Annotated in this window: 15 protein-coding genes; 4 read left to right on the plus strand and 11 right to left on the minus strand. The window is 71.2% G+C overall.

The annotated features are described in order from the left end of the window. Together ACFRQN_RS10785 and ACFRQN_RS10790 are read right to left on the minus strand one after the other, a co-directional pair. Positions 1–722 (minus strand): electron transfer flavoprotein subunit alpha/FixB family protein (locus ACFRQN_RS10785; protein WP_380739765.1); only part of this gene is annotated, 722 nt, incomplete at its 3' end. A 46-nt stretch (positions 723–768) separates the two neighbouring features. Continuing rightward, on the minus strand, positions 769–1,554 hold the full coding sequence (locus tag ACFRQN_RS10790) for an electron transfer flavoprotein subunit beta/FixA family protein (RefSeq protein WP_049656477.1): 786 nt from the start codon (positions 1,552–1,554) through the stop codon (positions 769–771). Between the two features lie 369 nt (positions 1,555–1,923). On the opposite strand from ACFRQN_RS10790, the gene ACFRQN_RS10795 reads away from it, so the two are divergent. Continuing rightward, positions 1,924–3,192 (plus strand): hypothetical protein, encoded by a 1,269-nt coding sequence (locus tag ACFRQN_RS10795; protein ID WP_241852862.1) that lies wholly within the window; start codon positions 1,924–1,926, stop codon positions 3,190–3,192. A gap of 8 nt (positions 3,193–3,200) precedes the next feature. Further along, a complete protein-coding gene (locus ACFRQN_RS10800; RefSeq protein WP_380739767.1) occupies positions 3,201–3,827 on the plus strand; it encodes a hypothetical protein in 627 nt (208 codons plus the stop codon). Here the strand turns inward: ACFRQN_RS10800 and ACFRQN_RS10805 are convergent. Next, positions 3,793–5,973, minus strand: coding sequence for an ATP-binding protein (locus ACFRQN_RS10805; protein WP_380739769.1), 2,181 nt, complete (start codon positions 5,971–5,973; stop codon positions 3,793–3,795). The two genes, ACFRQN_RS10800 and ACFRQN_RS10805, sit on opposite strands and share 35 nt — an antisense overlap. A 207-nt stretch (positions 5,974–6,180) precedes the next feature. Between ACFRQN_RS10805 and ACFRQN_RS10810 the strand changes: the two genes are divergently transcribed. After that, complete coding sequence (locus ACFRQN_RS10810; RefSeq protein ID WP_380739771.1) at positions 6,181–9,246, plus strand: BTAD domain-containing putative transcriptional regulator; 3,066 nt, start codon at positions 6,181–6,183, stop codon at positions 9,244–9,246. Positions 9,247–9,422: 176 nt separating this feature from the next. On the opposite strand, the gene ACFRQN_RS10815 is transcribed toward ACFRQN_RS10810, so the two are convergent. From ACFRQN_RS10815 to ACFRQN_RS10840, 6 genes are all read right to left on the minus strand, one after another. Further along, positions 9,423–10,220: a family 1 encapsulin nanocompartment shell protein gene (locus tag ACFRQN_RS10815; RefSeq protein ID WP_380739773.1), complete on the minus strand. Its 798-nt coding sequence runs from the start codon at positions 10,218–10,220 to the stop codon at positions 9,423–9,425. A gap of 14 nt (positions 10,221–10,234) precedes the next feature. Then, positions 10,235–11,245 carry a Dyp-type peroxidase gene (locus ACFRQN_RS10820; RefSeq protein WP_380739775.1) on the minus strand — a complete coding sequence of 337 codons (1,011 nt, stop codon included), beginning with the start codon at positions 11,243–11,245 and terminating at the stop codon, positions 10,235–10,237. A gap of 32 nt (positions 11,246–11,277) precedes the next feature. Continuing rightward, positions 11,278–12,933, minus strand: coding sequence for a bifunctional aspartate transaminase/aspartate 4-decarboxylase (locus ACFRQN_RS10825; RefSeq protein WP_380739778.1), 1,656 nt, complete (start codon positions 12,931–12,933; stop codon positions 11,278–11,280). 132 nt (positions 12,934–13,065) lie between these two features. Next, positions 13,066–14,739 carry an aspartate-alanine antiporter gene (gene aspT / locus ACFRQN_RS10830; RefSeq protein ID WP_380739780.1) on the minus strand — a complete coding sequence of 558 codons (1,674 nt, stop codon included), beginning with the start codon at positions 14,737–14,739 and terminating at the stop codon, positions 13,066–13,068. A gap of 241 nt (positions 14,740–14,980) precedes the next feature. Then, the gene (locus ACFRQN_RS10835; protein WP_074002300.1) at positions 14,981–15,604 is read right to left on the minus strand and encodes an FMN reductase; all 624 of its coding nucleotides are present in this window, start codon (positions 15,602–15,604) and stop codon (positions 14,981–14,983) included. Further along, positions 15,601–16,707, minus strand: a complete 1,107-nt coding sequence (locus ACFRQN_RS10840) for an LLM class flavin-dependent oxidoreductase (protein WP_074002597.1) — start codon at positions 16,705–16,707, stop codon at positions 15,601–15,603. Before ACFRQN_RS10840 ends, ACFRQN_RS10835 begins: the two co-directional genes overlap by 4 nt. Before the next feature lie 160 nt (positions 16,708–16,867). Here ACFRQN_RS10840 and ACFRQN_RS10845 point away from each other — a divergent pair, with 160 nt between their 5' ends. After that, on the plus strand, positions 16,868–17,629 hold the full coding sequence (locus ACFRQN_RS10845; RefSeq protein WP_380739782.1) for a PP2C family protein-serine/threonine phosphatase: 762 nt from the start codon (positions 16,868–16,870) through the stop codon (positions 17,627–17,629). Between the two features lie 86 nt (positions 17,630–17,715). Here ACFRQN_RS10845 and ACFRQN_RS10850 read toward each other — a convergent pair whose 3' ends face one another. Then, positions 17,716–20,022 carry a collagenase gene (locus ACFRQN_RS10850; RefSeq protein WP_380739784.1) on the minus strand — a complete coding sequence of 769 codons (2,307 nt, stop codon included), beginning with the start codon at positions 20,020–20,022 and terminating at the stop codon, positions 17,716–17,718. A gap of 291 nt (positions 20,023–20,313) precedes the next feature. Beyond that, positions 20,314–22,632, minus strand: a complete 2,319-nt coding sequence (locus ACFRQN_RS10855; protein ID WP_380739786.1) for a M9 family metallopeptidase — start codon at positions 22,630–22,632, stop codon at positions 20,314–20,316. Positions 22,633–22,887 lie beyond the last annotated feature (255 nt).

Below are 22,887 nucleotides of genomic sequence, written 5' to 3' on the forward strand. Positions count from 1 at the left end.
CAGCCGGCGTCCACCGCGGCACGCGAGGCGCCGACGGCCGCGCCCAGCGCGTCCGCGAGCTCCTCGACCACGCCGAAGCCCTCGGCGGCACCGACGCCACGGCCACCGGAGACCACGATCGCGGCCTCGGTCAGCTCGGGGCGGCCGGAGGACACCCGCGGGGTGCGCGAGACGACCTTGGCGGCGTTGCCGGTGAACGCCACGGCGACGTCCTCGACCGCGCCGGCCGCCGGAGCGGCCTCCGGGGCGACGGCGTTCGGCTTGACGGTGATGACCGGCGCGCCGTTGCTCACCCGGGAGTCGACGGTGTACGAGGCGGCGAACACCGACTGGGTGGCGATCGGGCCCTCGTCGCCGGCGCGCAGGTCGACGGCGTCGGTGATGATGCCGGAGCCGATCCGCAGCGCGACGCGCGCGGCCACCTCCTTGCCCTCACCGGAGGACGTCACCAGCACCGCCGCCACGTCGTTCGCCTTGGCGATCTGCGCCAGCGCGTCCACCTTCGGGACGACCAGCTGGTCGGCGAACTCCGCGCCGTCGGCGACGTACACCTTCGCCGCACCGTACTCGCCGGCCTTCGCCGCGATGCCGGCCGCGGCCGCACCGGCGCCCAGGACGACGGCGGACGGCTCACCGATACGGCGGGCCAGGGTCAGCAGCTCCAGGGCCGGCTTGCGCACCGCGCCGTCGGCGTGGTCCACCAGGACGAGAATCTCAGCCATTGCTCAATGTCTCCGTGTATTCGCTGGGTCGGGGGGTGGGGGCGGCTCAGATGAACTTCTGGTCGGCGAGGAAGGTCGCGAGCGACTTGCCGCCCTCACCCTCGTCCTTGACGACCGTGCCCGCGGTCCGCGCCGGACGCGCCGCCACCGACTCCACCGCCGTCCACGAACCCGCCAGACCGACCTCGTCCGCCTCGATGCCCAGGTCGTCCAGGTCCCACGACTGCACCGGCTTCTTCTTCGCCGCCATGATCCCCTTGAACGACGGGTACCGGGCCTCACCCGACTGGTCCGTCACCGAGACCACCGCCGGCAGCGCCGCCTCCACCAGCTCCGTCGCCGCGTCACCGTCCCGACGGCCCTTCACCACGCCGCCCTCGACCGACACCTCCGACAGCAGCGTCACCTGCGGCACACCCAGCCGCTCCGCCAGCAGCGCCGGCAGCACACCCATCGAACCGTCCGTCGACGCCATGCCACCGATCACCAGGTCGAACCCGGCCTTCTCCAGCGCCTTCGCCAGCACCGCCGACGTCCCGACCACATCCGAACCGTGGATGTCCTCGTCGTTCACGTGCACGGCCTTGTCCGCACCCATCGACAGCGCCTTGCGCAACGCGTCCTTCGCGTCGTCCGGCCCCACCGTCAGCACCGTCACCTCGGCGCCCTCGTTCGCCTCCGCGATCCGCAGCGCCTGCTCCACGCCGTACTCGTCCAGCTCCGACAGGAGGCCGTCCACACCCTCCCGGTCGGTGGTGTGGTCGTCCGCGAAACGACGGTCACCCGTCGCGTCCGGGACGTGCTTCACACAGACGACGATCCTCAAGCTCATGAGCGGTTCTCCTGTCACGGGTGCACGGATGCACTGATCCATGGCCTCAGGCATGCCGAGGGTACTGAGTGCCAAGTCCGGCCCGGGCACGACCCGCGCACCGCAAGCGCCACCTGGACCGGCAGACCGTGTCGACTCCCGTCGACTGGCGTCAGAGGCTCCACGGAGAGAATACGGCACTCAGTACCCCTCGTAAAGGAACTCAGTACCCTTCCCGCTCCCGGGGCCGGACGAACGGGCACGGAAAGCGGACACAAGGTTTCCGCAAGCACCCGCCAGATCCCCTCATGGATTCCGCCAGGGCGTCCGGGGACCATCGGCCACGGGGCCCGTCGAGGGCCAGACCTGGGATCAAGGAGGGGGAGAAGGATGACCTTGGTACACGGGGAACAGGACACCACGCCACCCCGCGGGAAGCGCGGCAGCACGGCCTGGAGCAACAACGGGCCGTGGGAGACGCTGCAGGACCGCAAGGAGGTGCTGGTGGTCGCCCAGACCATGGTGTACGCGAAACGGCTCCACGACTTCTACTCGCTGCTCGCCTCGGACCTGCGGGTCCACGTGCAGTTCACGGTGGCACCGCACGTGTTCAACAGGGGCGCCACGGAGGTCCTCCGGGCACTGGGCGGCACGGTCCTGCCGTGGGAGCAGGCCGTCCGGCAGGAGTTCGACCTGATCCTGGCCGCCGGCTCCCAGGGGATGGAGCAGTTGCACGGCCCGGTCGTCCGGCTGCCTCACGGCGCCGGCAACATCAAACTGTCCCGGCGCAGCACGCCGGACGGCGAGCGGGCGGCCATCGGCCTCGGCCCGGACTACCTGTGCTGGGAGGGGCGGCTCGTCCCCGCCTCCTTCGCGCTCGCCCACGAGGAGGAACTGCTCGAACTCCGGCGCACCTGCCCGGAGGCCGTCCCGATCGCCGAAGTGGTGGGCGACCCCTGCTACGACCGGATCGCCGCCGCGGTGCCGCACCGGGAGCGCTACCGGGCAGCACTGGGACTGCGGCCGGAGGAGAAGCTGGTGCTGGTCTCCTCCACCTGGGGCAACGGCTCGCTCTTCACCCGGCTCGACGCCGTGCTGCCCCGGCTGACCTCCGAGTTGCCCCAGCACGGCTACCGGACCGTCCTGCTGACGCACCCCAACATCGCGGCCGCGCACGGCTCCTACGCCGTGCACTCCTGGGCGAGGGCCACCGCACGCGGGGCCGTCACGGTCATCCCGCCCGAGACGGACTGGCGGCCGCTGCTCGTCGCCGCCGACTTCATCATCGGGGACCACGGCTCGGTCACCCTGTACGGAGCGATGACCGGCGCTCCCGTCCTGCTCGCCGAGTACCCCCACCGCCACGTCAACCCGCGCTCGCCGGCCGCCCAGCTGGCCGCCACCGCTCCGGCACTCGCCCCCGGACACCCCCTCGTCGACCAGCTCGGCTACGCCGCCGAGCAGTACCGCCCGGAGGAGTACGCCGCCATCGCCGCCCGGATCAGTTCCGAGCCCGGCCGCTTCGACCGCAACGCCCGTCGGTTGCTGTACCGCGTCCTCAGGCTGGGCCAGCCCGCCCACGTCCCGGGCCCGGAGCCGCTGCACCTGCCCGACCCGCTGGACGCGATCGCGGCGGCCGGGTCGCGGCGGGACGGATGAGCGCGGCGGTGCACAGGGTGCGGCTGGCGTCGGTCGCGGGGGCGGCCGGGCCCACCGGGGTGGAACGGCCCGCTCGGGCGGAGCCCGGGGCCGCCCCGGCGGCCGGGCCGATGGACGCCCGACGGACCGCGGTGCTGTTCGAGGCACAGGTGAGTTCGGCCGTCGGCACCGTGCACGGGCTGCTGGCGGCGGAACTGCCCGCCGGAGCCGGGCCCGCAGCGGCCGGTCCCGGATACGTGGACGAGCACCTCGCGCTCGACCTCACCCGGACTTCGGCGGCACGCTGGCGCCACCAGGCGGACGTGCTGCACGCCGGACGATTGACGACGGACGGCGTCCTCACCCGGCTCAAGGTGGTCCTGGCCACCTACCCGGGCTGTGCGCTGGCCACCGCCGAGCACCGCGCCGGAGCACTGCTGCTCCTGGCCCGGGACGGGGCGCCGCTGGTCCTGCAGCCGGCCCGGGCGGCCGGCGAAGCGGTCCCGCCGCTGACCGTCGGCTCGATGGCCCACGCCTGGCTCACGCTCGGCCGCCGGCTGGCCGAACTGGCCCGGGTCGACGTGCTCGGGTGGCATTCCCCCGTGTTCCCGCGGTCCTGTTTCAGGGCCGTGGACCGGCCGGGCGGTCGGGTGTAGCCGGGGGGCCGGAGTCCGTGTCGTAGGCGGCGAGGCGGTCGGCCAGTCTGGCCGCCTCCGCCGTCGCGGCGAGTTCCCGGTAGCGGGCCAGCGACTCCTCGAACCGGGCGCGCGCGGCGGCTGGGCGGCCGCGCCGCTCCTCCAGCTCTCCGGCGAACTCCAGCGTTCGGGCTTCCCAATGCCCCGACAGCCGGGCCCGGAAGCCGGCCAGTGCCTCCTGGAGGCAGCGGTCGGCACGGTCGTACCCGCCCAGCGTCGTATGGGCCACCCCGAGGAAGGCGATCGCCCGGGCCGCCTCGTAGTCGTCCCCGATCGAGGCCAACTCGCGGTGCGCCCGCTCGATGGAGGTGACGGCCTCCGCCGCCCGGTCCGCGAGCAACAGCACCTCCCCGTGCGCCAGCCGGGCCAGTGCCGAGCCCCGCAGGTAGTCCTGGGCCTCCCGGATCCGGACCACCTCGCGCAGACAGTCGGCGGCCTCGTCCAGACGACCGGTCATCCGGTGAGTCTGGCTGAGCCCGTACAGCGCGTCGGCCTGTGCCAGCGGCTGCGCCAACTCCCCTGCGAGGTCGAGTGCTTCATTGAACCAACGAGCCGCCTCGGCCGCCTCGCCGGCGTTCCGCAGACCGTTCCCGCCGGAGGTGAGCATGCGCAGCTCGCCACGGCGGTCGCCGTCCGCCCGGGCCGCACGCAGGCCGATCCGGTGGGCCTCGACCCAGAGCCGGGCCGGACGCAACCGGAGGAACAACGGCCACATGGCGTCGGCGAGTTGCCAGGTGGCGGCGTTCCGGCCGCAGGCGGGCGCCCAGCGCAGCAGGTCGGCGAGGCGGTCGCGCTCCTCGTCGAGCCAACCGAGCGCCTGCGTGTCGTCGGCGAACTCCCGGGCCGGGTGCACCGGCAGGGTCCGGTACTCGCGCGGCAGCGTGCGGTGGCTCGGGGAGACGACCGCCTCGGCGGCGGTCGTCGAGGCGAGGTACCAGTCGACGATCCTGTCGGTGGCGGCGCGGCCGACCTGGGCGTCGCGAAGTCCGGCGCCGTGCCCTTGGGCGTGCAGCCGGACCAGGTCGTGGAAGCGGAACCGGCCGGGCAGCACCTCCTCCAACAGGTGGACGTCCATCAGTTCGTCCACCAGCCGGTCCGCCGCCACCCGGTCCACGTCCGCCACCACGGCGGCCGCCTCCACGGTGAACTCGGCGAACGGCAGCAGTCCGAGCAGTCCGTACAACCGGGCCGCGTCCGGCTGCAGCACGTCGTAGGAGGCGTCCAGCAGGTCCCGCACCGCCTCGCCGTCCGCGTGCAACGCCCCGAGGCGGTCGGCGCCGCGCCCCAGGATCTCGGCCGTCGCGGCGAGCGACTGCACCGGGCGGGCCGCGATCCGCGCGGCCGCCAGGCAGATCGCCAACGGCAGCCCGCCACAGGCGTCCACCACCTCGGCGGCGGCATCGCTCTCGTCCACCACCCGGCTCCGGCCGACCCGCTCGGCAAGGATCTCGGCGGAGGCCTCCGTGGCGAGCGGGCCCAGGGACCGGAACACCGCGCCGTCGATGCCGAGCCCGGTGAGCCGGCGGCGGCTGGTCACCACGACCACCGTGTGGTCCGAACCGGGCAGCAGCGGCCGCACCTGGGCGGCCGTCGAGGCGTTGTCCAACAGCACCGCGATCCGGCGCCCCGCCGCCAGCGAGCGCCAGAGCGCGGCACCCTCCGCCATGCTCCCGGGCACCGGGGAGACCCCGAAGGCCCGCAGGAAGCCGCCCAGGGCCTCCGCGGGGTCGGCGGGGCCTCCGGGTGCGTAACCGCGCAGGTCCGCGTAGAGCTGGCCGTCCGGGAAACGGCCGGCCAGGCCACGAAGCCACTGCGCGGCCAGCGCCGTCTTCCCGACCCCGGCCGGACCGGTCACCACCACGGTGACGTCGGCCGACGCCGCCTCGGCGGCCAAGGAATCGTCCAGCGCCTCCAGATCGGCTTCCCGCCCCACCAACCTGCGAGGGCAGGGCGGGAGTTGCCGCGGCGTCGGCAACGCCGACGACCCGTGCAGGTGCAACCCGCCGTGGATCGCGCCGGCCTGCACCACCGGGCCGGAGACCGTCGCGGCACCGGCCAGCGAGTTCCGTACCACTCCGTACGGCAGGTTGACGTCGTTCACGGGCACCCGCCGAGCACGGTCGATCCTGTCACTGGCCCCCCAGCCTCGGACGAATTATCGGTGCGGCGCTATCACATGACGTATCGTCAAGTCGAGATTATTCCCAAAAGTATGGCCCCGGAACCCCACAGTGGTATAGCCGGTTGCCCCGGACGCATGCGATGCTCACCCGCGACACAGCAAGCTGGTAGCCAACCGGCGGGGGACGTCACGATGAAGGTTCATCTCCTCGGTTCAGTTGAACTGTCGGTGAACGGAGAGCCATTGGCGATTCCGTCCGACAAGCGACGGCAACTGCTGGCCGCCCTGGCCCTGGAGGTCGGAAGGCCGCTCTCCCACGACTCGCTCGCATACCGACTGTGGGGCGAGGAACCTCCGCCCAGCGCACTGACCAGCCTCTACAGCCACGTCTCCCACCTGCGCGCACTACTGCGGCGGGCGGCGCAGGCCTCGGGGGCGAATGCCACCGGGGACGTGCCCACGATCGACACCCAATCGCACACGTACATTCTGCGGGCGGACCCACTGCTGATTGACTGGCACCGATATCTGGACCTCTCCGACCAAGCCGGACTACTCGCCGAGAACGGACAGGACCACCAGGCCAGAACCGTGCTCAGCCGCGCCACCAACCTGTGGTGCGGCGAACCCCTGGCCGGCCTGCCCGGCACCTGGGCCCAGAACACCCGCGCCGCCATGGCCGACCAGCACTTCACCACCACGCTGCGCCGGATCGAGATCGACCTGCGCATCGGCCACTTCGCCGAACTGATCCCCGAACTCACCGCCCTGCGCGAGCACCGCCCCACCGACGAACGCCTCGCCGGCCACCTGATGACCGCGCTCTACGCCGTCGGCCGACAGACCGACGCGCTGGCCGTCTACCCCGCCGTCGCCCGACTGCTCCGAGCCCACTTCGCCACCGAGCCCGGCGAACCGCTCACCCGCCTCCACCAGCTCATCCTGCACGGCGACCCGCTCCCCGGGCCGCCGGTACGGAACGAGACCGTACTGACCCCCGCCCCCCAGGTCGTACCGCCCACCGACATCCCCGGGCGGCACCGGCTGATCGGCCGGGAGGACGACCTCCGCCGCGTCCTGCCCGGCCCTGACACCCGGCTCGCCCGCGGCGGCGTCGTCACCGTCTCGGCGATCCTCGGCATGCCCGGGGTCGGCAAGACCACCCTCGCCCTGCACGCCGCCGACCTGATGCGCGAGCACTTCCCGGACGGCTACGTCTACCTCAACCTGCGCGCCCACGTCGGCAACCAGCCGCCGCTCACCCCGGAGGCCGCAGGCGCCCTGCTGCTCAGACGCCTGGGAGTGCCCGCCAGCACCATCCCGCTCGACGCCGACGAGGTCTTCGCGCTGTGCGCCGAGGCGCTGTCCTCGCGCCGCGCCGTCGTCATCCTCGACGACGCCTCGAACGCCGCTCAGGTCCGCCCGCTGCTGCCGCCCGCCCCGTCCGCCCTGGTACTCGTCACCAGCCGCCAGCGGCTGACGGAGCTCCCGGACGCTCGGCCGGTGTTCCTGGACGTGCTGACAGTGGACGACGCCGTGGCCCTGTTCACCAACGTGGTCGGCCCCGAGCGCTCGACGGACCCGCAGAGCATCATCGAGATCGTCGAGCGATGCGGCCACCTGCCCCTCGCCATCGAGATCGCCGCCAGCCGCTTCAAGGGCCGCCCGTCCTGGACCCTCGCCCACTTCGCCCGGCGCCTCTCCCGGAAGAACGGCAGGCTCGCCGAGATCCGCAGCGGCACCTCCAGCATCGCCCGGGTCTTCGAGGTCTCCTACCAGTACCTTTCCGCCAGCCAGCGGTCGGCATTCCGGCTGCTCGGCCTCTACCCCGGACCGGATTTCGGCGTCCATGCGGCAGCGGCCCTCCTCGGGCGGAGTGTCGATGAGACTGATGAGGTTCTGGAGGCATTGTTGAACTGCCACCTGATCCAGGAGATCGCACCTGAGCGGTACCAACTCCATGATCTATTACGGGAGTTCGCAATGGCGCTGGGCGTCGATCGGAAACAGCGCGAATCGGCCGACCGCCGCCTGCTCCGTTTCTCCCTGCACGCCGCCGACCGCGCGGACCATCTGCTCTACCCGCACAGATCGAGATCACACCTACCAGACGATCACCAACTCGGCCCTCTTTCAGATACATTGGGCGACATCGCCATGAACTCACCGGAATCGGCACGCACTTGGCTTGAGGTCGAGCACGCCAGCCTGATCACCCTGACGGCATACGCTCACGTCAGCGGCCTCGCGGAAGCCGGAGCATGGCTCGCCCACGTCCTGGCCGGCCACCTGAACGCCGAGGCCTACTGGAGCGAGGCACAGGACATGCACCGAGCGGCCGCGACCCACTGGCGGTCGCAGACGAACGACCGACAGGAGGCGTGGGCGCTGATCGACCTGGGCGCGACCCTCGCCCACGCGTCCCACTACGAGCCCGCCGCCGAGGCCCTCGAACGCGGCCTCGCTCTCGCCCGCACGGAAGGCGACCTGGACGCGGCGGCGAACGCCCTCAATCTCCTCGGACAGCTGCGGTGGCATCAGAGCCGGCTTCACGAAGCCCTGGCCCTCCAAAAGGAGGTGCTCGCCATTCGACTGGAGCAGGACGACCAGTGGAATGCCGCCCGTTGCCTCGCCAACATCGGCATCCTGCATCGCTCGACCGGAGATTCGAAATCGGCATTCGCCGACTATGAAAGCGCCCTTCCATTCGCCAGAAAATTCAACGACAGAGTTCTTGAGTTCCGAATACTCAACAATCTCGGAGAACTCCACCTCGGAGCCGGGCGGAGTTCCATGGCACGCGACACATTCGAACACATTCTGGAGATCGGGGACGGCCTCATGCCACAACTGGAGCTGTCCGTCGTACGCACAAACCTGGCGGCGACACTCACGATCCCCGATGAGCTCGAACATGCCCTTTCGCTTTACCGGTCGGCTTTGACAACCTTCCGCGAGGTCGGCAGCGTCCGTTACGAAGCCGACGGTCTCAACGGCCTCGGCAAGACCCTGTCGGCAGCGGGTCGGCACGACCAGGCACGCGACCAGCACGCGGCCGCCCTGCAGTTGGCCAGATCCATCGGCGCGGCCCGGGAGGAGGCCGGGGCTCTGCGCGGCCTGGGCCACTGCGAGGCCGCACTCGGGAATACGACCGCCGCCGCCGCACATCTGACCGTAGCCGTACGCCTGGCCGAGCAGGTGAATATCGCCGACGAAGCCGCGCTGGCCCGCTCGGCGCTCGCCAAGCTTGTCATATAATCACTACCGGAACTCTGTTCTCTTCCAGATCGCCAGCTCGACGTTCGGGACACTTTCTGTCTAGGATCTGCCCACATCGGTGATCATGCCGACCGCAACTGAGGCAGAAAGTCACTACGTTCCATGAACATGCTCATGCACATATTCCTGTTCGCTGCTTCCATGCCTCTCTGGTGCTAGCCGCGTAGGACGACGGCCGCCTCTCCCGTGTACACGCGGAACGTCAGCGTCTCCTGAAGGTAGAGCTGAATCGTTTCGGCATCGTGGGAGAGGTAGCCCACGGAGGCGTCCTGGCCGAGGTGGAGTTCGAAGTCGCCGCCTCGGGTGGAGAGCAGGTAGGCGCCTTCGATGGCCGGGGCCCAGATGATCTCGCCGTCGAGGAGGCGGGTGAGGTGGTTGTGGACCGGGTAGCCGCTATCGCTGGTCTCGTTGACGGCGGTGAAGGCAGCGGCGCCGAGCAGGAGTGAGTAGGGGCCGCCGACTCCGGCCAGGCGGAGGGCGGTGAGGGCGCGACTGACGGCCTCCGGGTATTCGCGGACGTCCTCGGGGAGTTGGACCGGCGGGTTGGTGGAGGCGGCACGGATGCCGTCGATGGAGGCCGCGCGGTAGCCCTCGAAGACGGCGCGGTCTTCGGCCAGGGCGAGCTTGCGGCCCGCGTCCTTCACGGGTTGCCAGTCGGAGTCCCGGGAGCCGCGTTCGACGTCGTCCACGGCGTCGCGGCGGACGGTGAAGGGGACGCGTAGCTCGACCACCGGCTGGGCGGTGCGGGCGCGGGCCTGGATGCCGTCCGTCGGGGGGTCGATGGCGGTCAGGTGGCCGGTGCCGACGGCGGCGAGGGTGGCGCCCTCGGGGCCGTTGAGGTCGACGACGCGGCGGCCGGCGATGTGGAGCTTGAAGGTCTGGCGGGCCTCCTCCTCGATCTCCTCCCAGGCGGCGGCGGAGATCGGGGCGAGGTCGCGGTGGAGGTTGTCCATGGGCGGGGTCCTGTTCAGGAGGTCTGCTTGAGGCTGCCGATGCCGAGCGAGCCGTCCCCGGAGCGGGAGGCGGGGGCGGAGCCGGGCGCCGGGGGCGGGGAGTCGAGGAAGTCGGCGGTCGGGACGAAGAACAGCCCGCCGGTGACGGCGGTGGAGAAGTCGAGCAGCCGGTCGGTGGTGCCGGGCGGGTTGCCGACGACCATGTTGCGCAGCATCTGCTCGGTCACCCCGGGGTCGGCCGCGTAGCCGATGAAGTAGGTGCCGGACTCGCCGCCGCGGTCCGCGGAGCCGAAGGTGCCGTACGGCATGTTGAAGCGGACGATCTTCCGCTCCTCGCCGTCCGGGCCGGTGATGACGGTGAGTGCCACGTGCGAGTCGGCGGGTTTGGCGTCGTCGGACAGTTCGATGTCGTCGAGTTTGGTGCGGCCGACCGCCCCCTCCTGCTGCTCGACGCTCAGCGCGTTCCACTTGTCCATGGCGTGCACGTACCGCTGGACGAGGACGTAGCTGCCGCCGGTGAACCCCGGGTCCTCGGCGCCGACCAGGGCCGCGCGTTCGGCGGCCCGGCCCTCCGGGTTCTCGGTGCCGTCGACGAAGCCGAGCAGGTCGCGGTCCTCGAAGTACTTGAAGCCCTGGACGGAGTCGACGACGGTGGCGGCCCCGGCGAGCCGGCCGGTGAGCTGCGCGGCCAGTTCGAAGCAGAGGTCCATCCGCTCGGCCCGCAGGTGCAGCAGCAGGTCGCCGGGGGTGGCCGGGGCGCGGTGGCGGGGGCCGGCGACCTCCTGGAAGGGGTGCAGGGAGGCCGGGCGGGGGCCGGTGAAGAGGCGGTCCCAGAGCTCGGAGCCGATGCCGGTGACGCAGGTGAGGCCGCCCTCGGGGGCCCGGAAGCCGACCGCACGGCGCAGTCCGGCGAGTTCGGGCAGCAGGTCGCGGACGGCGGCCTCGCGGCCGGGTTCGACGGTGAGGACCAGGAAGACGGCCGCGCTGGTCAGCGGGGAGAGGACGGCTTGCGATTCGGCCTGCATGGTGGTGGATCTCCTCGTCGTCGTGGCTTTTCTCAGGACGCCCGGGAGGCGTCCCACTCGGCGCGGTAGTCCGCGAAGATCTGCTTGAGGTGGTGCCCGATCTTCAGGTAGTCGAGGTCGTCGAGGTTCGCCAGCGAGACCCGGACGGACCATTCGGGCCCGTCGAAGCCGCCGCCGTTGAGCAGCACCACGCCGGTCTGCTCGGCGAGCCGGAACAGCGGTTCGGTGGGCTCGTAGTTCTTCTCCAGGAAGGTCGCGAAGTCCTTGCCCGCGACCCGTTCGGCCTCGGCCAGCAGGTCGAGCTCGACGTAGTAGCCGGCCCGCCCGGGGTCGTCCGCGATCTTCATTCCGGAGCCCTCCATCAGCAGGTCGAGCCGCCGGCGGACGATGCCCTGCACCCGCGCCTTGTACGCCTTGCCCTCGGGCAGCAGCGCGAACAGCGAGAAGAGCACCATCTGGGCCTGCTGCGGCAGGCTGAGCCCGGCGGTGTGGTTGAGCGCGACCTGCCGGGAGTCGGCGACCAGCCGGTCGATGAAGCGGAGCTTCCCGGGTTCCAGGCTCAGCGTGCCGTACCGCCGCGCGAGGCGCTCCTTCCACTCCGCGGGGAGGGTGGCGATCAGGTCGTCGATCACGTTGTCCCGGTCCAGGCCGATCACCCCGAGGCGGTGGCCGGTGGCGCCGTAGTGCTTGGAGTACGAGTAGACGAGCAGGGTGTTGCGGGGCAGTTCGGCGGCCAGGGTGCGGAAGCCGTCCACGAAGGTGCCGTACACGTCGTCGGTGACGATCATCAGGTCGGGGTTGGTGGTGGCCACGATCTGCTTGATCTGGTCGGTGACCTGCCGGGACAGCGCCAGGGAGGGCGGGTTGCTCGGGTTGACCAGGCAGACCAGCCTGATCCCGGGGTCGGCCAGCTTGGCGACCTCGTCCGCCGGGTAGCGCCACTCCCGCACCCCGGTCTCGACCAGCTTGTCCGCCTGGATCCGGACCACCTCGAAGCCGTAGGTGTCCAGTTCGGGGATCTCGATGTACGGGGTGAACACCGGCACCATCAGGGCGATCCGGTCGCCCTTGTGCAGCAGGCCGTTCTTCGTCAGCGAGTCGAAGACGTAGCACATCGCGGCGGTGCCGCCCTCGGTGGCGAACAGCTCGGGCTGCTGCGGCGACGGGGGCCGCCGGTCCATCAGCTCCTCCTGGAGGTAGCCGCGGACGATCCGCTCGGCATGCACCAGCATCCGGTCGGGGACGGGGTAGTTGTCGCCGATGCTCGCGTCGGCGAGCTCGTGGAGGAAGGCCTCGCGCTCGAACCCGAAGCGATCGACGGCGAGTTCGACGCTGCGCCGGAGCAGCTCGATGCCGGGAAGCCCGGGGTGGCCGCGGACGAAGGCGTCGAAGCGGCCGGCGATGCCGGACCGTTCCGGCATGCCGCCGAGGTCGTCGGCGGTCCACACCCGGCGGCTCTCCGCCAGCGCGAAGTGGCCGAGCGCGAGGCAGGCCTCGCGGGGGCCGGTGCAGACCCAGTTCGGGTTGCCGCGACCGGCGTTGAGCATGTGGGCGGTGGACTTGTCCTTCTGCCCGGGCTCGTCGCGCTGGTAGGCCTCGGCGAGCCGGACGAACTCGGCCTTGAGCTCGAAGGGGCTGAGCCGGGCCAGTCGGCGGATCTCCTCGCGGCCGGTCGTGGGCTTCGTCATGGCGTTCTCGACTCTCCTCGGGAAGACGGGCGTTCGGCCCGGCAGGGCGACGGCGGCGGCGCCCCGGACGGCCCTCCTCGCCGCACGGCGGCGGCGCCGGTGCTCGACGCGATGATGTGACGGTCCGTCATGTCAGCTCCCCAGCATGCCGACCAGGATCGGTCCGGTGAGCGGGAGCAGGAAGTTGGAGATGGTGTAGGTGATCGTGTAGCCCAGCATCGGGATGCTGCTCTGCGCGACGTTGGTGACGGCGGTGATCGCCGGGGTGCTGCACTGCTGGCCGGCGATGGCGCCGACCAGGATCGGCGGCTCGATCCTCAGCAGCTTGCGGCCGACGAACAGCGAGAGCACGGCCGGGACGGTGACCATGAGGATGCCGGACAGCGGCAGCAGCACCGGGTGGTCCTTGAGCAGCGCCGCCGCGTCCGGGCCCGCGGCCAGGCCGGTGACCGCGATGAAGACGGAGAGCCCGAGGTCCTTGGCGGTCTGCGCGGCGACCGGCGGATAGGCCCCGAAGGTGGGCCGCTGGGCCCGGAGCCAGCCGAAGACCAGACCGGAGACCAGGCAGCCGCCGCCGGTGCCGAGCGAGAGCGCGGCGTTCCCGGCGTGCACGGTGACCAGGCCGATCAGCACGCCGACGCAGATGCCGAGGCTGATGTAGATGTAGTCGATGGCGTCCTTGCGGATGCCGACGCCGGCCTTGGCGGCGAACCGGTCGACGGCCGAACGGGCGCCGGTGACGGTCACGGTGTCGCCGCGGTGCAGCTCGGTGTCGGCGATCGCGGGCAGGTGCTGGTCGACCCGCTGGATGTCGGTCAGGTAGATCCCGGAGGTCGTGGACGGCTGCTCCTCGGCCAGCTCCCCCGCCGTCCGGCCGACGAAGTCCCGGTTGGTGAGGACGATGTCGCGGACCACCAGCGGGCTGTCCAGGCCGGGTACGCCGGAGGTCTCCGGGCCCAGTTCGTGGCCGGTGTCGATGACCGCCTCGCGGCGGCCGACCAGCAGCACGAGGTCGCCGCGGCGCAGCCGGAAGTCCCGGTCGGGGTGGAGGGTGCGGCCGTCCCGCCGGACGCCCTCGACGGTGACCAGGCCGGGCTGGACCTCCTCGACCCGGGCGATGGCCGAGCCCTCGCCCTGGGAGACCAGGTAGGTACGGCCGACCAGCGGGGGCAGTGCGGGCTGCTCGTCGGCGGCCGGCGCGCCCTTGCCGCCGCGCAGCCCCTCCCACAGTTCCCGGGAGGCGTCGGGCAGCTTGATCCGCATGACCAGCGGGAAGATCTGGCTGGTCAGCAGCACGATGGAGACCAGTCCGAAGAGGTAGCAGACCGAGTAGGCGGCGGCCACGTGGTTCTGCAGCTGGGCGGACTGGTCGGCGCTGATGCCGGAGAGGTTGGCGATCGCCTCCTGGGCGGTGCCGACCACGGCCGACTCGGTGGCCGCCCCGGCCAGGATGCCGGCCGCGGTGCCGACGTCCAGGTCGAAGGCCTTGCCGATGCCGTAGGCCATCCCGACGACCAGCACCGCCTCCATGACGCAGAGCACCGCGAAGCGCAGGCCCTTGGCGTTGAGGTTGGCGAAGAACTGGGGGCCCGCGATGTAGCCGAGCGAGAAGATGAACAGGGCGAAGGCGACGTTCTTGACGTCGGCGTTGACGCTGACGTGCCGGCTGCCGATCAGCATGGCGACGATCAACGTGCCGCAGATTCCGCCGAGTCGGATCGGCCCGACGCGCAGTTTGCCGAGCAGGTAGCCGAGCGCCAGGCAGACGAACAGCGCGAGGACGGGGTTCTCCCGCAGCAGGCTCACGGCAGCCGCCCCCGCCGCGGTGCGGGGACGCCGAACGGGGGACGGACCAGCACTAATCTGATCATGGGAATGATTACACCGCAAAGCGGACAATCCGGCACGGCCGACGCGCATCCGAACGGCATCGGCGGACGACCCCGCCGGACGGGCTCACCGGACGGGCCCGCCGAGCGGACGCGCCGAACGGCCCCGCCGGGAGGCTGTCCCGACGGGGCCGTTCGGACCGGGGGCCGAGGCCGGCTCAGACCCGCAGGGCCGCCAGCTGCTCGGCGAACGGCACCACCTGGTCGGGCAGCGCCGGCGCCGCCGGGGCCCGACCGGCCAGCAGGGCCGCCAGCTCGCCGGCCGCCCGGTCGATCCGGCGCGGCAGGCCGTCGGTGAGCCCGTCCCCCGCCGCGCCCCAGTCGTCGGTGGCCGCGTAGACGGCCGTCGGCAGCACCACCGCGCGCAGGTAGCTGAACAGCGGGCGGACGGCGTGCTCCAGGGCGAGCGAGTGCCGGGGCGTGCCGCCGGTGGCGGCGATCAGCACCGGCTTGCCGGTGAGCGCGTCGTTGTCGACCACGTCGAAGAAGGACTTGAACAGGCCGCTGTACGAGGCCGTGAAGATCGGCGTCACCGCGATCAGGGCGTCCGCCTCCGTGACCGCCTCGATCGCCGCGCGCAGCCCGGCGCCGGGGAAGCCGGTGACGAGGTTGTTGGCGATCTCCACCGCCAGGTCCCGCAGTTCGACCACGGTGACCTCCGCCTCCCGCCCCTCCAGGGCGAGTCGGCGCACCGTCGAGTCGGCGAGCCGGTCGGCCAGCAGCCGGGTCGAGGACGGCTTGCTCAGCCCGGCACTCACCACCACCAGCTTGAACGCGGTCACTTGGCCACCTCCACGGTGTTCTCGTCCTTCTCGTCCTTGGCCGCGACCAGCGCGGCGTGGGTCGGACCGTCCGGCACCCCGGCCGGGCGGCCCTTGGCGAACTCCTCGCGCAGCACCGGCACGACCTCCTCGCCGAGCAGGTCCAGCTGCTCCAGCACCGTCTTCAGCGGCAGGCCGGCGTGGTCCATCAGGAACAGCTGGCGCTGGTAGTCGCCGAAGGACTCGCGGAAGGTCAGGGTCTTCTCGATGACCTCCTGCGGGCTGCCCACGGTCAGCGGGGTCTGCTCGGTGAACTCCTCCAGCGAGGGCCCGTGCCCGTACACCGGCGCGTTGTCGAAGTACGGACGGAACTCGCGCACCGCGTCCTGGGAGTTCTTCCGCATGAACGCCTGTCCGCCGAGGCCGACGACCGCCTGCTCGGGCGTGCCGTGGCCGTAGTGGGCGAAGCGCTCGCGGTAGAGGTTGATCAGCTTCTTGAAGTGCTCCTTGGGCCAGAAGATGTTGTTCGCGAAGAAGCCGTCACCGTAGTAGGCGGCCTGCTCGGCGATCTCGGGGCTGCGGATCGAGCCGTGCCAGACGAACGGCGGGACGTCGTCCAGCGGGCGCGGGGTGGAGGTGAAGCCCTGGAGCGGGGTGCGGAAGCGGCCCTGCCAGTCGACGACCTCCTCGCGCCACAGCTGGTGCAGCAGCGCGTAGTTCTCGATCGCGAGCGGGATGCCCTGGCGGATGTCCTGGCCGAACCAGGGGTAGACCGGGCCGGTGTTGCCGCGGCCCATCATGACGTCCACCCGGCCCTCGGCCAGGTGCTGGAGCATCGCGAAGTCCTCGGCGATCTTCACCGGGTCGTTGGTGGTGATCAGCGTGGTCGAGGTGGAGAGGATGATGCGGTCGGTCTGCGCGGCGATGTAGCCGAGCATGGTCGTCGGCGAGGACGGGACGAACGGCGGGTTGTGGTGCTCGCCGGTCGCGAAGACGTCCAGGCCGACCTCCTCGGCCTTGCGGGCGATGGCGACCATCGCCTTGATCCGCTCGTGCTCGGTCGGGGTGCGGCCGGTGGTCGGGTCGGTCGTCACGTCGCCGACGGAGAAGATTCCGAACTGCATGCTGATCACCACATCCCAGGTAGTCCAACTTTCAACCACCTTAGCATCCGGGTGGGTCCCGTTATTCCCCCTCCCCCGCTCCCCCTCGTCGTCCCCCCTCCCCAGCGGCGACAATGGAAGGCGCGGGCGGCCAGGAAAGGCTCCGGAAGGGCGGCGGACGATGGGTCCGTACATCGCGGTGAGCGCGCTGAGCCACGAGGGCCTGGTGCGGGAGCACAACGAGGACAGCCTCACGGTCGGGCCGTGGACGCTCTGCGCCACCGTGACCACCAACCCGCAGACCCTGCTCTTCCCGCTCGGCCCGCCCTGCGTGATCGCGGTCGCCGACGGCCTGGGCGGCCACCCCGGCGGCGAGGTGGCCAGTGCCCTGGTCGCCCGCCGGCTCGCCGCCGACGGGGGCGCGCTGGACGGCGAGGAGGCCGTCCGCGAGGAGCTCCTGGCCTGCAACCGGGCCGTCTACGCGGCCGCCGCCGAGGAGCCGGAGCTCGCCGCGATGGGCACCACCGTCGCCGGGCTGGTGCTGCTGCCCGAGTGGGCGCTGGCCTTCAACGTCGGCGACAGCCGGGTCTACCGGATCACCGGGGACGGGCTGCGCCGGGTGAGCGTGGACGACAGCCCGCCGCTGCCGCCCGGACGGCGCACCACCTCGGTGGTCACCCAGACCCTGGGCGGCTCGCTCGGACTCACCTTCGTCGAGCCGCACGTCCGGGCCGTGCCGCTGGCCGCCGGGGACCGGTACCTGGTGTGCAGCGACGGCCTGACCGACCCGGTGCCCGAGGAGGAGCTGGCCGGGCTGCTGGAGCGGTCGTTCGAGGGGGCGGACCGCTCGGACGGCAGGGCGGCGTTCGAGCTGTGGAAGGCGGCGATCGAGGCCGGCGGGCCGGACAACATCACCCTGGCGCTGGTGCGGGTCGGCGCGTAGGGCGCCCGTACGGAACGGACCCGCCCCGGGCGGGGCGCCGTAGCGCTCCGCCCGGGGCGGTCACCTGTCCGTTCGCCGTACTCGGCTCACATTTCGCTCGTGACGCTCACCCCGCTGAAGCCCTGCTGGGCGTAGAGACTGAAGAAGATGTAGCCGCCGGCCGGCGGGTCCGTGACGGTCAGCGTCTCGGAGTTGTCCGGGCCGGTCGACCGCGCGGTGTTCGTGTCGGTGTAGGCCCAGCTCGTCGGGTTGTAGTAGAGGTCGCCGTTGCCGGTGCCGCCGCTGGTGGTGATCTTCACCTGCTTGGTGCCGGCCGGCACCAGGAGGTAGAAGTGCGCGTAGTTGCCCGTGGTGGCCGCGACGTTGCTGCGGGTGCAGTTGGCCGCCAGCAGCCGGGTGTCGGTGCCGGTGCACTCGGGCAGCGGGGTGCCCGGCGTGGTGGGCGGGTTGCCGCTGCCGTCGGTGGCGCAGCCGCCGGACGCGCACTTGGTCAGCCAGCTGTCGAAGTCGGCGTCGTAGCGGGTGCCGATGGTGGTCTTCAGGATGGCGCGGGCACCGTCCCAGTCACCGGTGCGGTACTTGGCGAGGACCGCGTCCAGGTCGGAGCGGTGCTGCTCCAGCATGTAGCGCACGGCCAGGTAGCCCCAGCGGTAGACCCGGTCCTGGTCGCCGTAACCGGTGTCGAAGAGGTCGCTCAGCTTGTAGGTGTGGCGGGCGGCCGCCGCGATGGCGCCGTCGTTGTTCACCTTGCGGTACGAGTAGGAGACGTACTCCGCGAAGCCCTCGACCCACCAGACGGTCGGGGTCTTCATGCCGGCCTCGAAGTCGCCGTACATGTCGAACCGGCCGTCGAGGTAGTGGGTGTACTCGTGGTTGAGGTTCCAGATCTCGAAGGACGGACGGGCCCACTCGGCCTCGTAGCAGAGGAAGCGCGGCTGGTTGCCGACCGCCGCCGGGTCGCCCTCCAGGTACATGCCGCCGTTGTTGGTGTCGATGCCGTAGATCGCGGCGGCGAGCACCTGGTAGTCGAGCGAGGAGTGGAAGGCCACGACCTCGATCGTCTTGTTGTTGTCGTCCTTGACCGGGCCGCTGTCCTTGGCCACCGCGTGGAAGAACGCGTCCTGGCCGTTCAGGCTGGTGCAGGCGGTGTTCAGCTGGGCGGCGTCCAGCGCCTGGGCGAGCAGCGTGATGCTCGGGCTGCAGGTGTGCTTCACGGTCAGCACGCCGGCCTTGAGCTGGGCGGACTTGTCACAGGTGCCGTAGAAGGAGCAGTTGCCCTGGTCGTAGTAGTCGACCGCCTCCGCGACCGCGGCCCACTGGAAGACGGTGCGGCCCTTCGGCTCCGACTTCTCGACCAGCGTCTTGGCCAGCGGACGGACCTTGGCCTGGAGGGCGGTGTCCTTCAGGAAGCGGGTCAGCTCCTTGGTCGCGTTGTAGACCAGCACGCCGAAGCTGTCGCCGAGCAGGGCGTTGTTGCGGGTCGCGAAGTCGGACAGCGCGTCCAGCACGCTCGGGTCCGCCTCGACGGCCGCGTCGAAGCCGGGCACCTGGTGGCCGCGGAACAGCACGGTGAACACCGGGTTGACCGCCCAGGCCATGCCGGCCGGGTTCCAGGTGTCGGCCTTGTAGTCGCCGAGCAGCCGCTTGACCACCGGCAGGAAGCGGACGTTCTCCTGCGCGCTGTCGATCAGGGTGACGGCCTCGCCCAGGATGGGCGCGTTGCCCGAGGCGACGTCGCGCGAGTGGGCGCTGTTGAAGAAGGCGTCCAGCCCGGACTGGATCGCGGTCTTGAGGCCGGCGCCGTACTCGCCGACGTCCTCCTTGTGGTACCACTGCACGAAGTAGCCGGCGCGCAGGTAGAGCACCAGCTGCTCGACCGAAGTGCTGTTGTCACCGGGGTAGTTGGCCGAAGCGTCGCGCAGCGCGTAGGCCACCGTGTTCATCTGCTCCTCGCGGAACGCGCCGCGCGCGTCGCCGCCGGTGAGCTGGAACAGGCTGTTGATGCAGTTGATGTCCGCGCTCTTGATGTGCTGGACCAGGTCGCTGCCGGTCCGGCCGCTGAAGTCGCCGACGGTACAGGCCTGTTCGGCCGCCGCGCCGAGGCTGAGGGCCTTGGCGGTCGGCCGGACCTCGGCCGGCCGGGTGTCGACCGAGAGCGGGGCGCGCTGGTCGACCGAGGCCAACTGCTGCCCGCTGTCGGCTCGTTCGGCTGCGCCGGTGGCGGGCTGCGGGGCCGGCCCGGTGGGGACGGGCGCGGGCGAGCCGCCGGGGGTGGGGGTGGCGGGGGCGGCCTGGGACTGCGGGGCGAACAGGCCGACCGCCAGGAACAGGGACAGGACGAGCGTCAGCAATCGTGCCAGCTGCGGGAGTCGCAGCAGACGTGAAGGACTCACGTGGGGGCCTCCGGGCCGTCGTCGGCCGCGATTTGGGGCGCGGCCGGTGGGGGGTGTCGAGGACCGTTGGTGACGGCGCCGCGTGGGGAGCGGTTCCGTCGGGCACGGTGGGGGGTGTGACATGTACCATGGCACATCTCACATGGCCTTGGGAACCCGGGGCGTTGTGCGCAGTTTGCGGGGAATTCACGGAGGGATCGTGGTGACGGTCCGTCAACAGACCCGCCCCGGACGGGGCGCCGTAGCGCTCCGCCCGGGGCGGTCACCTGTCTGGGTTCAGCCGGGGTCGGCTCACATCTCGCTCGTGACACTCACCCCGCTGAAGCCCTGCTGGGCGTAGAGGCTGAAGAAGACGTAGCCACCGACCGGCGGGTTGGTGACGGTCAGCGTCTCCGCGTTGTCCGGACCCGCCGAGCGCGTGACGTACGCGTTGGTGTAGGCCCAGCTCGTCGGGTTGTAGTAGAGGTCGCCGTTGCCGGTGCCGCCCTTGCTGGTGACCTTGATCTGCTTGGTGCCGGCCGGCACCAGGAGGTAGAAGTGCGCGTAGTTGCCCGTGGTCGCCGCGACGTTGCCGCGCACGCAGTCGGCCGCCAGCAGCCGGACGTCGTTGCCCGCGCACTCCGGCAGCTGCGGCTGGCCCGGCGTGTCGGTGGCGCAGGCGCCGGCGGCGCACTTGGTCAGCCAGCTGTCGAAGTCGGCGTCGTAGCGGGTGCCGATGGTGGTCTTCAGGATGGCGCGGGCGCCGTTCCAGTCACCGGCGCGGTACTTGGCGAGGACCGCGTCCAGGTCCGAGCGGTGCTGCTCCAGCATGTAGCGCACGGCCAGGTAGCCCCAGCGGTAGACCCGGTCCTGGCTGCTGGTGGCGTAGACGGTGTCGAACAGCTCGCTCAGCCGGTAGGCGTGCTGCGAAGCGACCGCGATGGCACCGTCGTTGACGACCTTGCGGTACGAGTAGGAGACGTACTCCGCGAAGCCCTCGACCCACCAGTCGATCGGCTGGACCTGGCCGGCGTCGTAGTCGCCGTACACGTTGAACCGGCCGTCGAGGTAGTGGGTGTACTCGTGGTTGAGGTTCCAGATCTCGAAGGACGGGCGGGCCCACTCGGCCTCGTAGCAGAGGAAGCGCGGCTGGTTGCCGACCGCCGCCGGGTCGCCCTCCAGGTACATGCCGCCGTTGTTGGTGTTGATGTCGTAGATGACCGCGGCGAGCACCTGGTAGTCGAGCGAGGAGTGGAAGGCCACGACCTCGATCGTCTTGTTGTTGTCGTCCTTCACCGGGCCGCTGTCCTTGGCCACCGCGTGGAAGAACGCGTCCTGGCCGTTCAGGCTGGTGCAGGCGGTGTTCAGCTGGGTGGCGTCCAGCGCCTGGGCCAGGATGACGATGCTCGGGCTGCAGCTGTGCTTCACCGTCAGGTTGGCGGCCTTGAACTTCGCCGGGTCGTCACAGGTGCCGTAGTACGAGCAGTTGCCCTTGTCCCACCAGTTCACCGCGAGCGTCACCGAGCCGCGCTGGTACATCGTGGGGCCGGTCGGGGCGGACTGCTGGGCCAGGGCCCGCGCGTAGGGGCGCAGCCGGGGCATCAGGTCCGGGTACTGCATGAAGCGGGTCAGCTCGTTGGTCGCCTCGTAGACCGTCCGCCCGTAGGTGCCGCCGTGCAGGCCCTGGTTGCGGGAGATGAAGGTGAACAGGGCGTCCAGCACGCTCGGGTCGGCCTTGACGGCGGGGAGGAAGTCGGCCTCCCAGTGGCCGGCGAACAGCGCGGTGAGCGCCGGGGTCACCGCGTAGACCATGCCGTTCGGGTTCCAGGTGGCGCTGTCGTAGTCGGACAGCAGGCGCTTGACGACGGGCAGGTAGCGGGCGCTGTCCTTGATGCTGTCGATCAGCGTGGCCGCCCGGGCCAGCGGGCTCGCGTTGTCCGCGGTGACGTCCCGCGAACGGGGGTTGGCGAAGAACGCGTCCAGCGCGGCGCGGGAGGCGTCCTTCAGGCCGCTGCCGTAGGGGCCCACCACGTCGGGGTTGTAGAACTGCGTGAAGTAGCCGGCCTGCAGGTAGAGCATCAGCTCCGCGATCGAGCCGCTGTCGTTGCCCTGGTAGCCGTTGGCGGCGTCGCGCACCGCGTTCGCCACGGTGACCATCTGCGACTCGCGGAAGGCGTTGGCGGCGTCGCCGCGGCCGATCTTGAACAGCGAGTTGACGCACTGGAGGTCGACGGACTTGATCTGCTGGACCAGCGCGCTGCCGGTCCGGCTGGTGAAGTCGCCGACGTTGCAGGGCCGGGCGGCGGCCGCGTCCAGGCCGAAGGCCTTGGCCTGCGGCTGCCCGGCCGTCGGCAGGCCGGTGAGCGGGGCCGTCGGCGACTGGGGCACCAGGTCCTCGGGGCTGAGGCGCTTGCGGCCGTCCGGCTTCGCCGGGGTGGTGTCGGCGCGGCTCTCGCCGATCGCGGGCGGCGGCGCCAGGTGGGCGGGCGCCGTGCCGGCGGGCGTACCGGCGGGGGTACCGCCGGGGGTGGTTCCGCCGGGGGTGGGGCCGGCGGGGGCGGCCTGGCTGAGCGGGGCGAACAGGCCGACCGCCAGGAACAGGGACAGGACGAGCGTCAACAGTCGTGCCAACCGCGGGACTCGCAGTAAGCGTTGGCCATTCACGTGGGGGCCTCCGGGCCGTCATCGGCCGCGATTTGGGGCGCGGCCTACGGGGGAGCGAGGACCGTCCGCGACGGGACCCGTGGGGCGGGTCCGTCGTGGAAACAGTGGGGATGTGCCATGTAATATTGCACACATCACACATCATTGTGAAGGCCTTTACCCAAGCCCTACCCATCCGGAAAAGCGGAAGGGCATGGCGACGTCGTCGTCACCATGCCCTTC

This window comes from Kitasatospora sp. NPDC056800 (assembly GCF_042789775.1).
Taxonomy (GTDB): Bacteria; Actinomycetota; Actinomycetes; order Streptomycetales; family Streptomycetaceae; genus Kitasatospora.

Coding starts and splice junctions, on each gene's coding strand:
- ACFRQN_RS10845 (WP_380739782.1), top strand. CDS start 16,868: ATGGGTCCGTACATCGCGGTGAGCGCGCTGAGCCACGAGGGCCTGGTG.
- ACFRQN_RS10840 (WP_074002597.1), bottom strand. CDS start 16,707: ATGCAGTTCGGAATCTTCTCCGTCGGCGACGTGACGACCGACCCGACC.
- ACFRQN_RS10810 (WP_380739771.1), top strand. CDS start 6,181: ATGAAGGTTCATCTCCTCGGTTCAGTTGAACTGTCGGTGAACGGAGAG.
- ACFRQN_RS10820 (WP_380739775.1), bottom strand. CDS start 11,245: ATGCAGGCCGAATCGCAAGCCGTCCTCTCCCCGCTGACCAGCGCGGCC.
- ACFRQN_RS10795 (WP_241852862.1), top strand. CDS start 1,924: ATGACCTTGGTACACGGGGAACAGGACACCACGCCACCCCGCGGGAAG.
- ACFRQN_RS10815 (WP_380739773.1), bottom strand. CDS start 10,220: ATGGACAACCTCCACCGCGACCTCGCCCCGATCTCCGCCGCCGCCTGG.
- ACFRQN_RS10790 (WP_049656477.1), bottom strand. CDS start 1,554: ATGAGCTTGAGGATCGTCGTCTGTGTGAAGCACGTCCCGGACGCGACG.
- ACFRQN_RS10825 (WP_380739778.1), bottom strand. CDS start 12,933: ATGACGAAGCCCACGACCGGCCGCGAGGAGATCCGCCGACTGGCCCGG.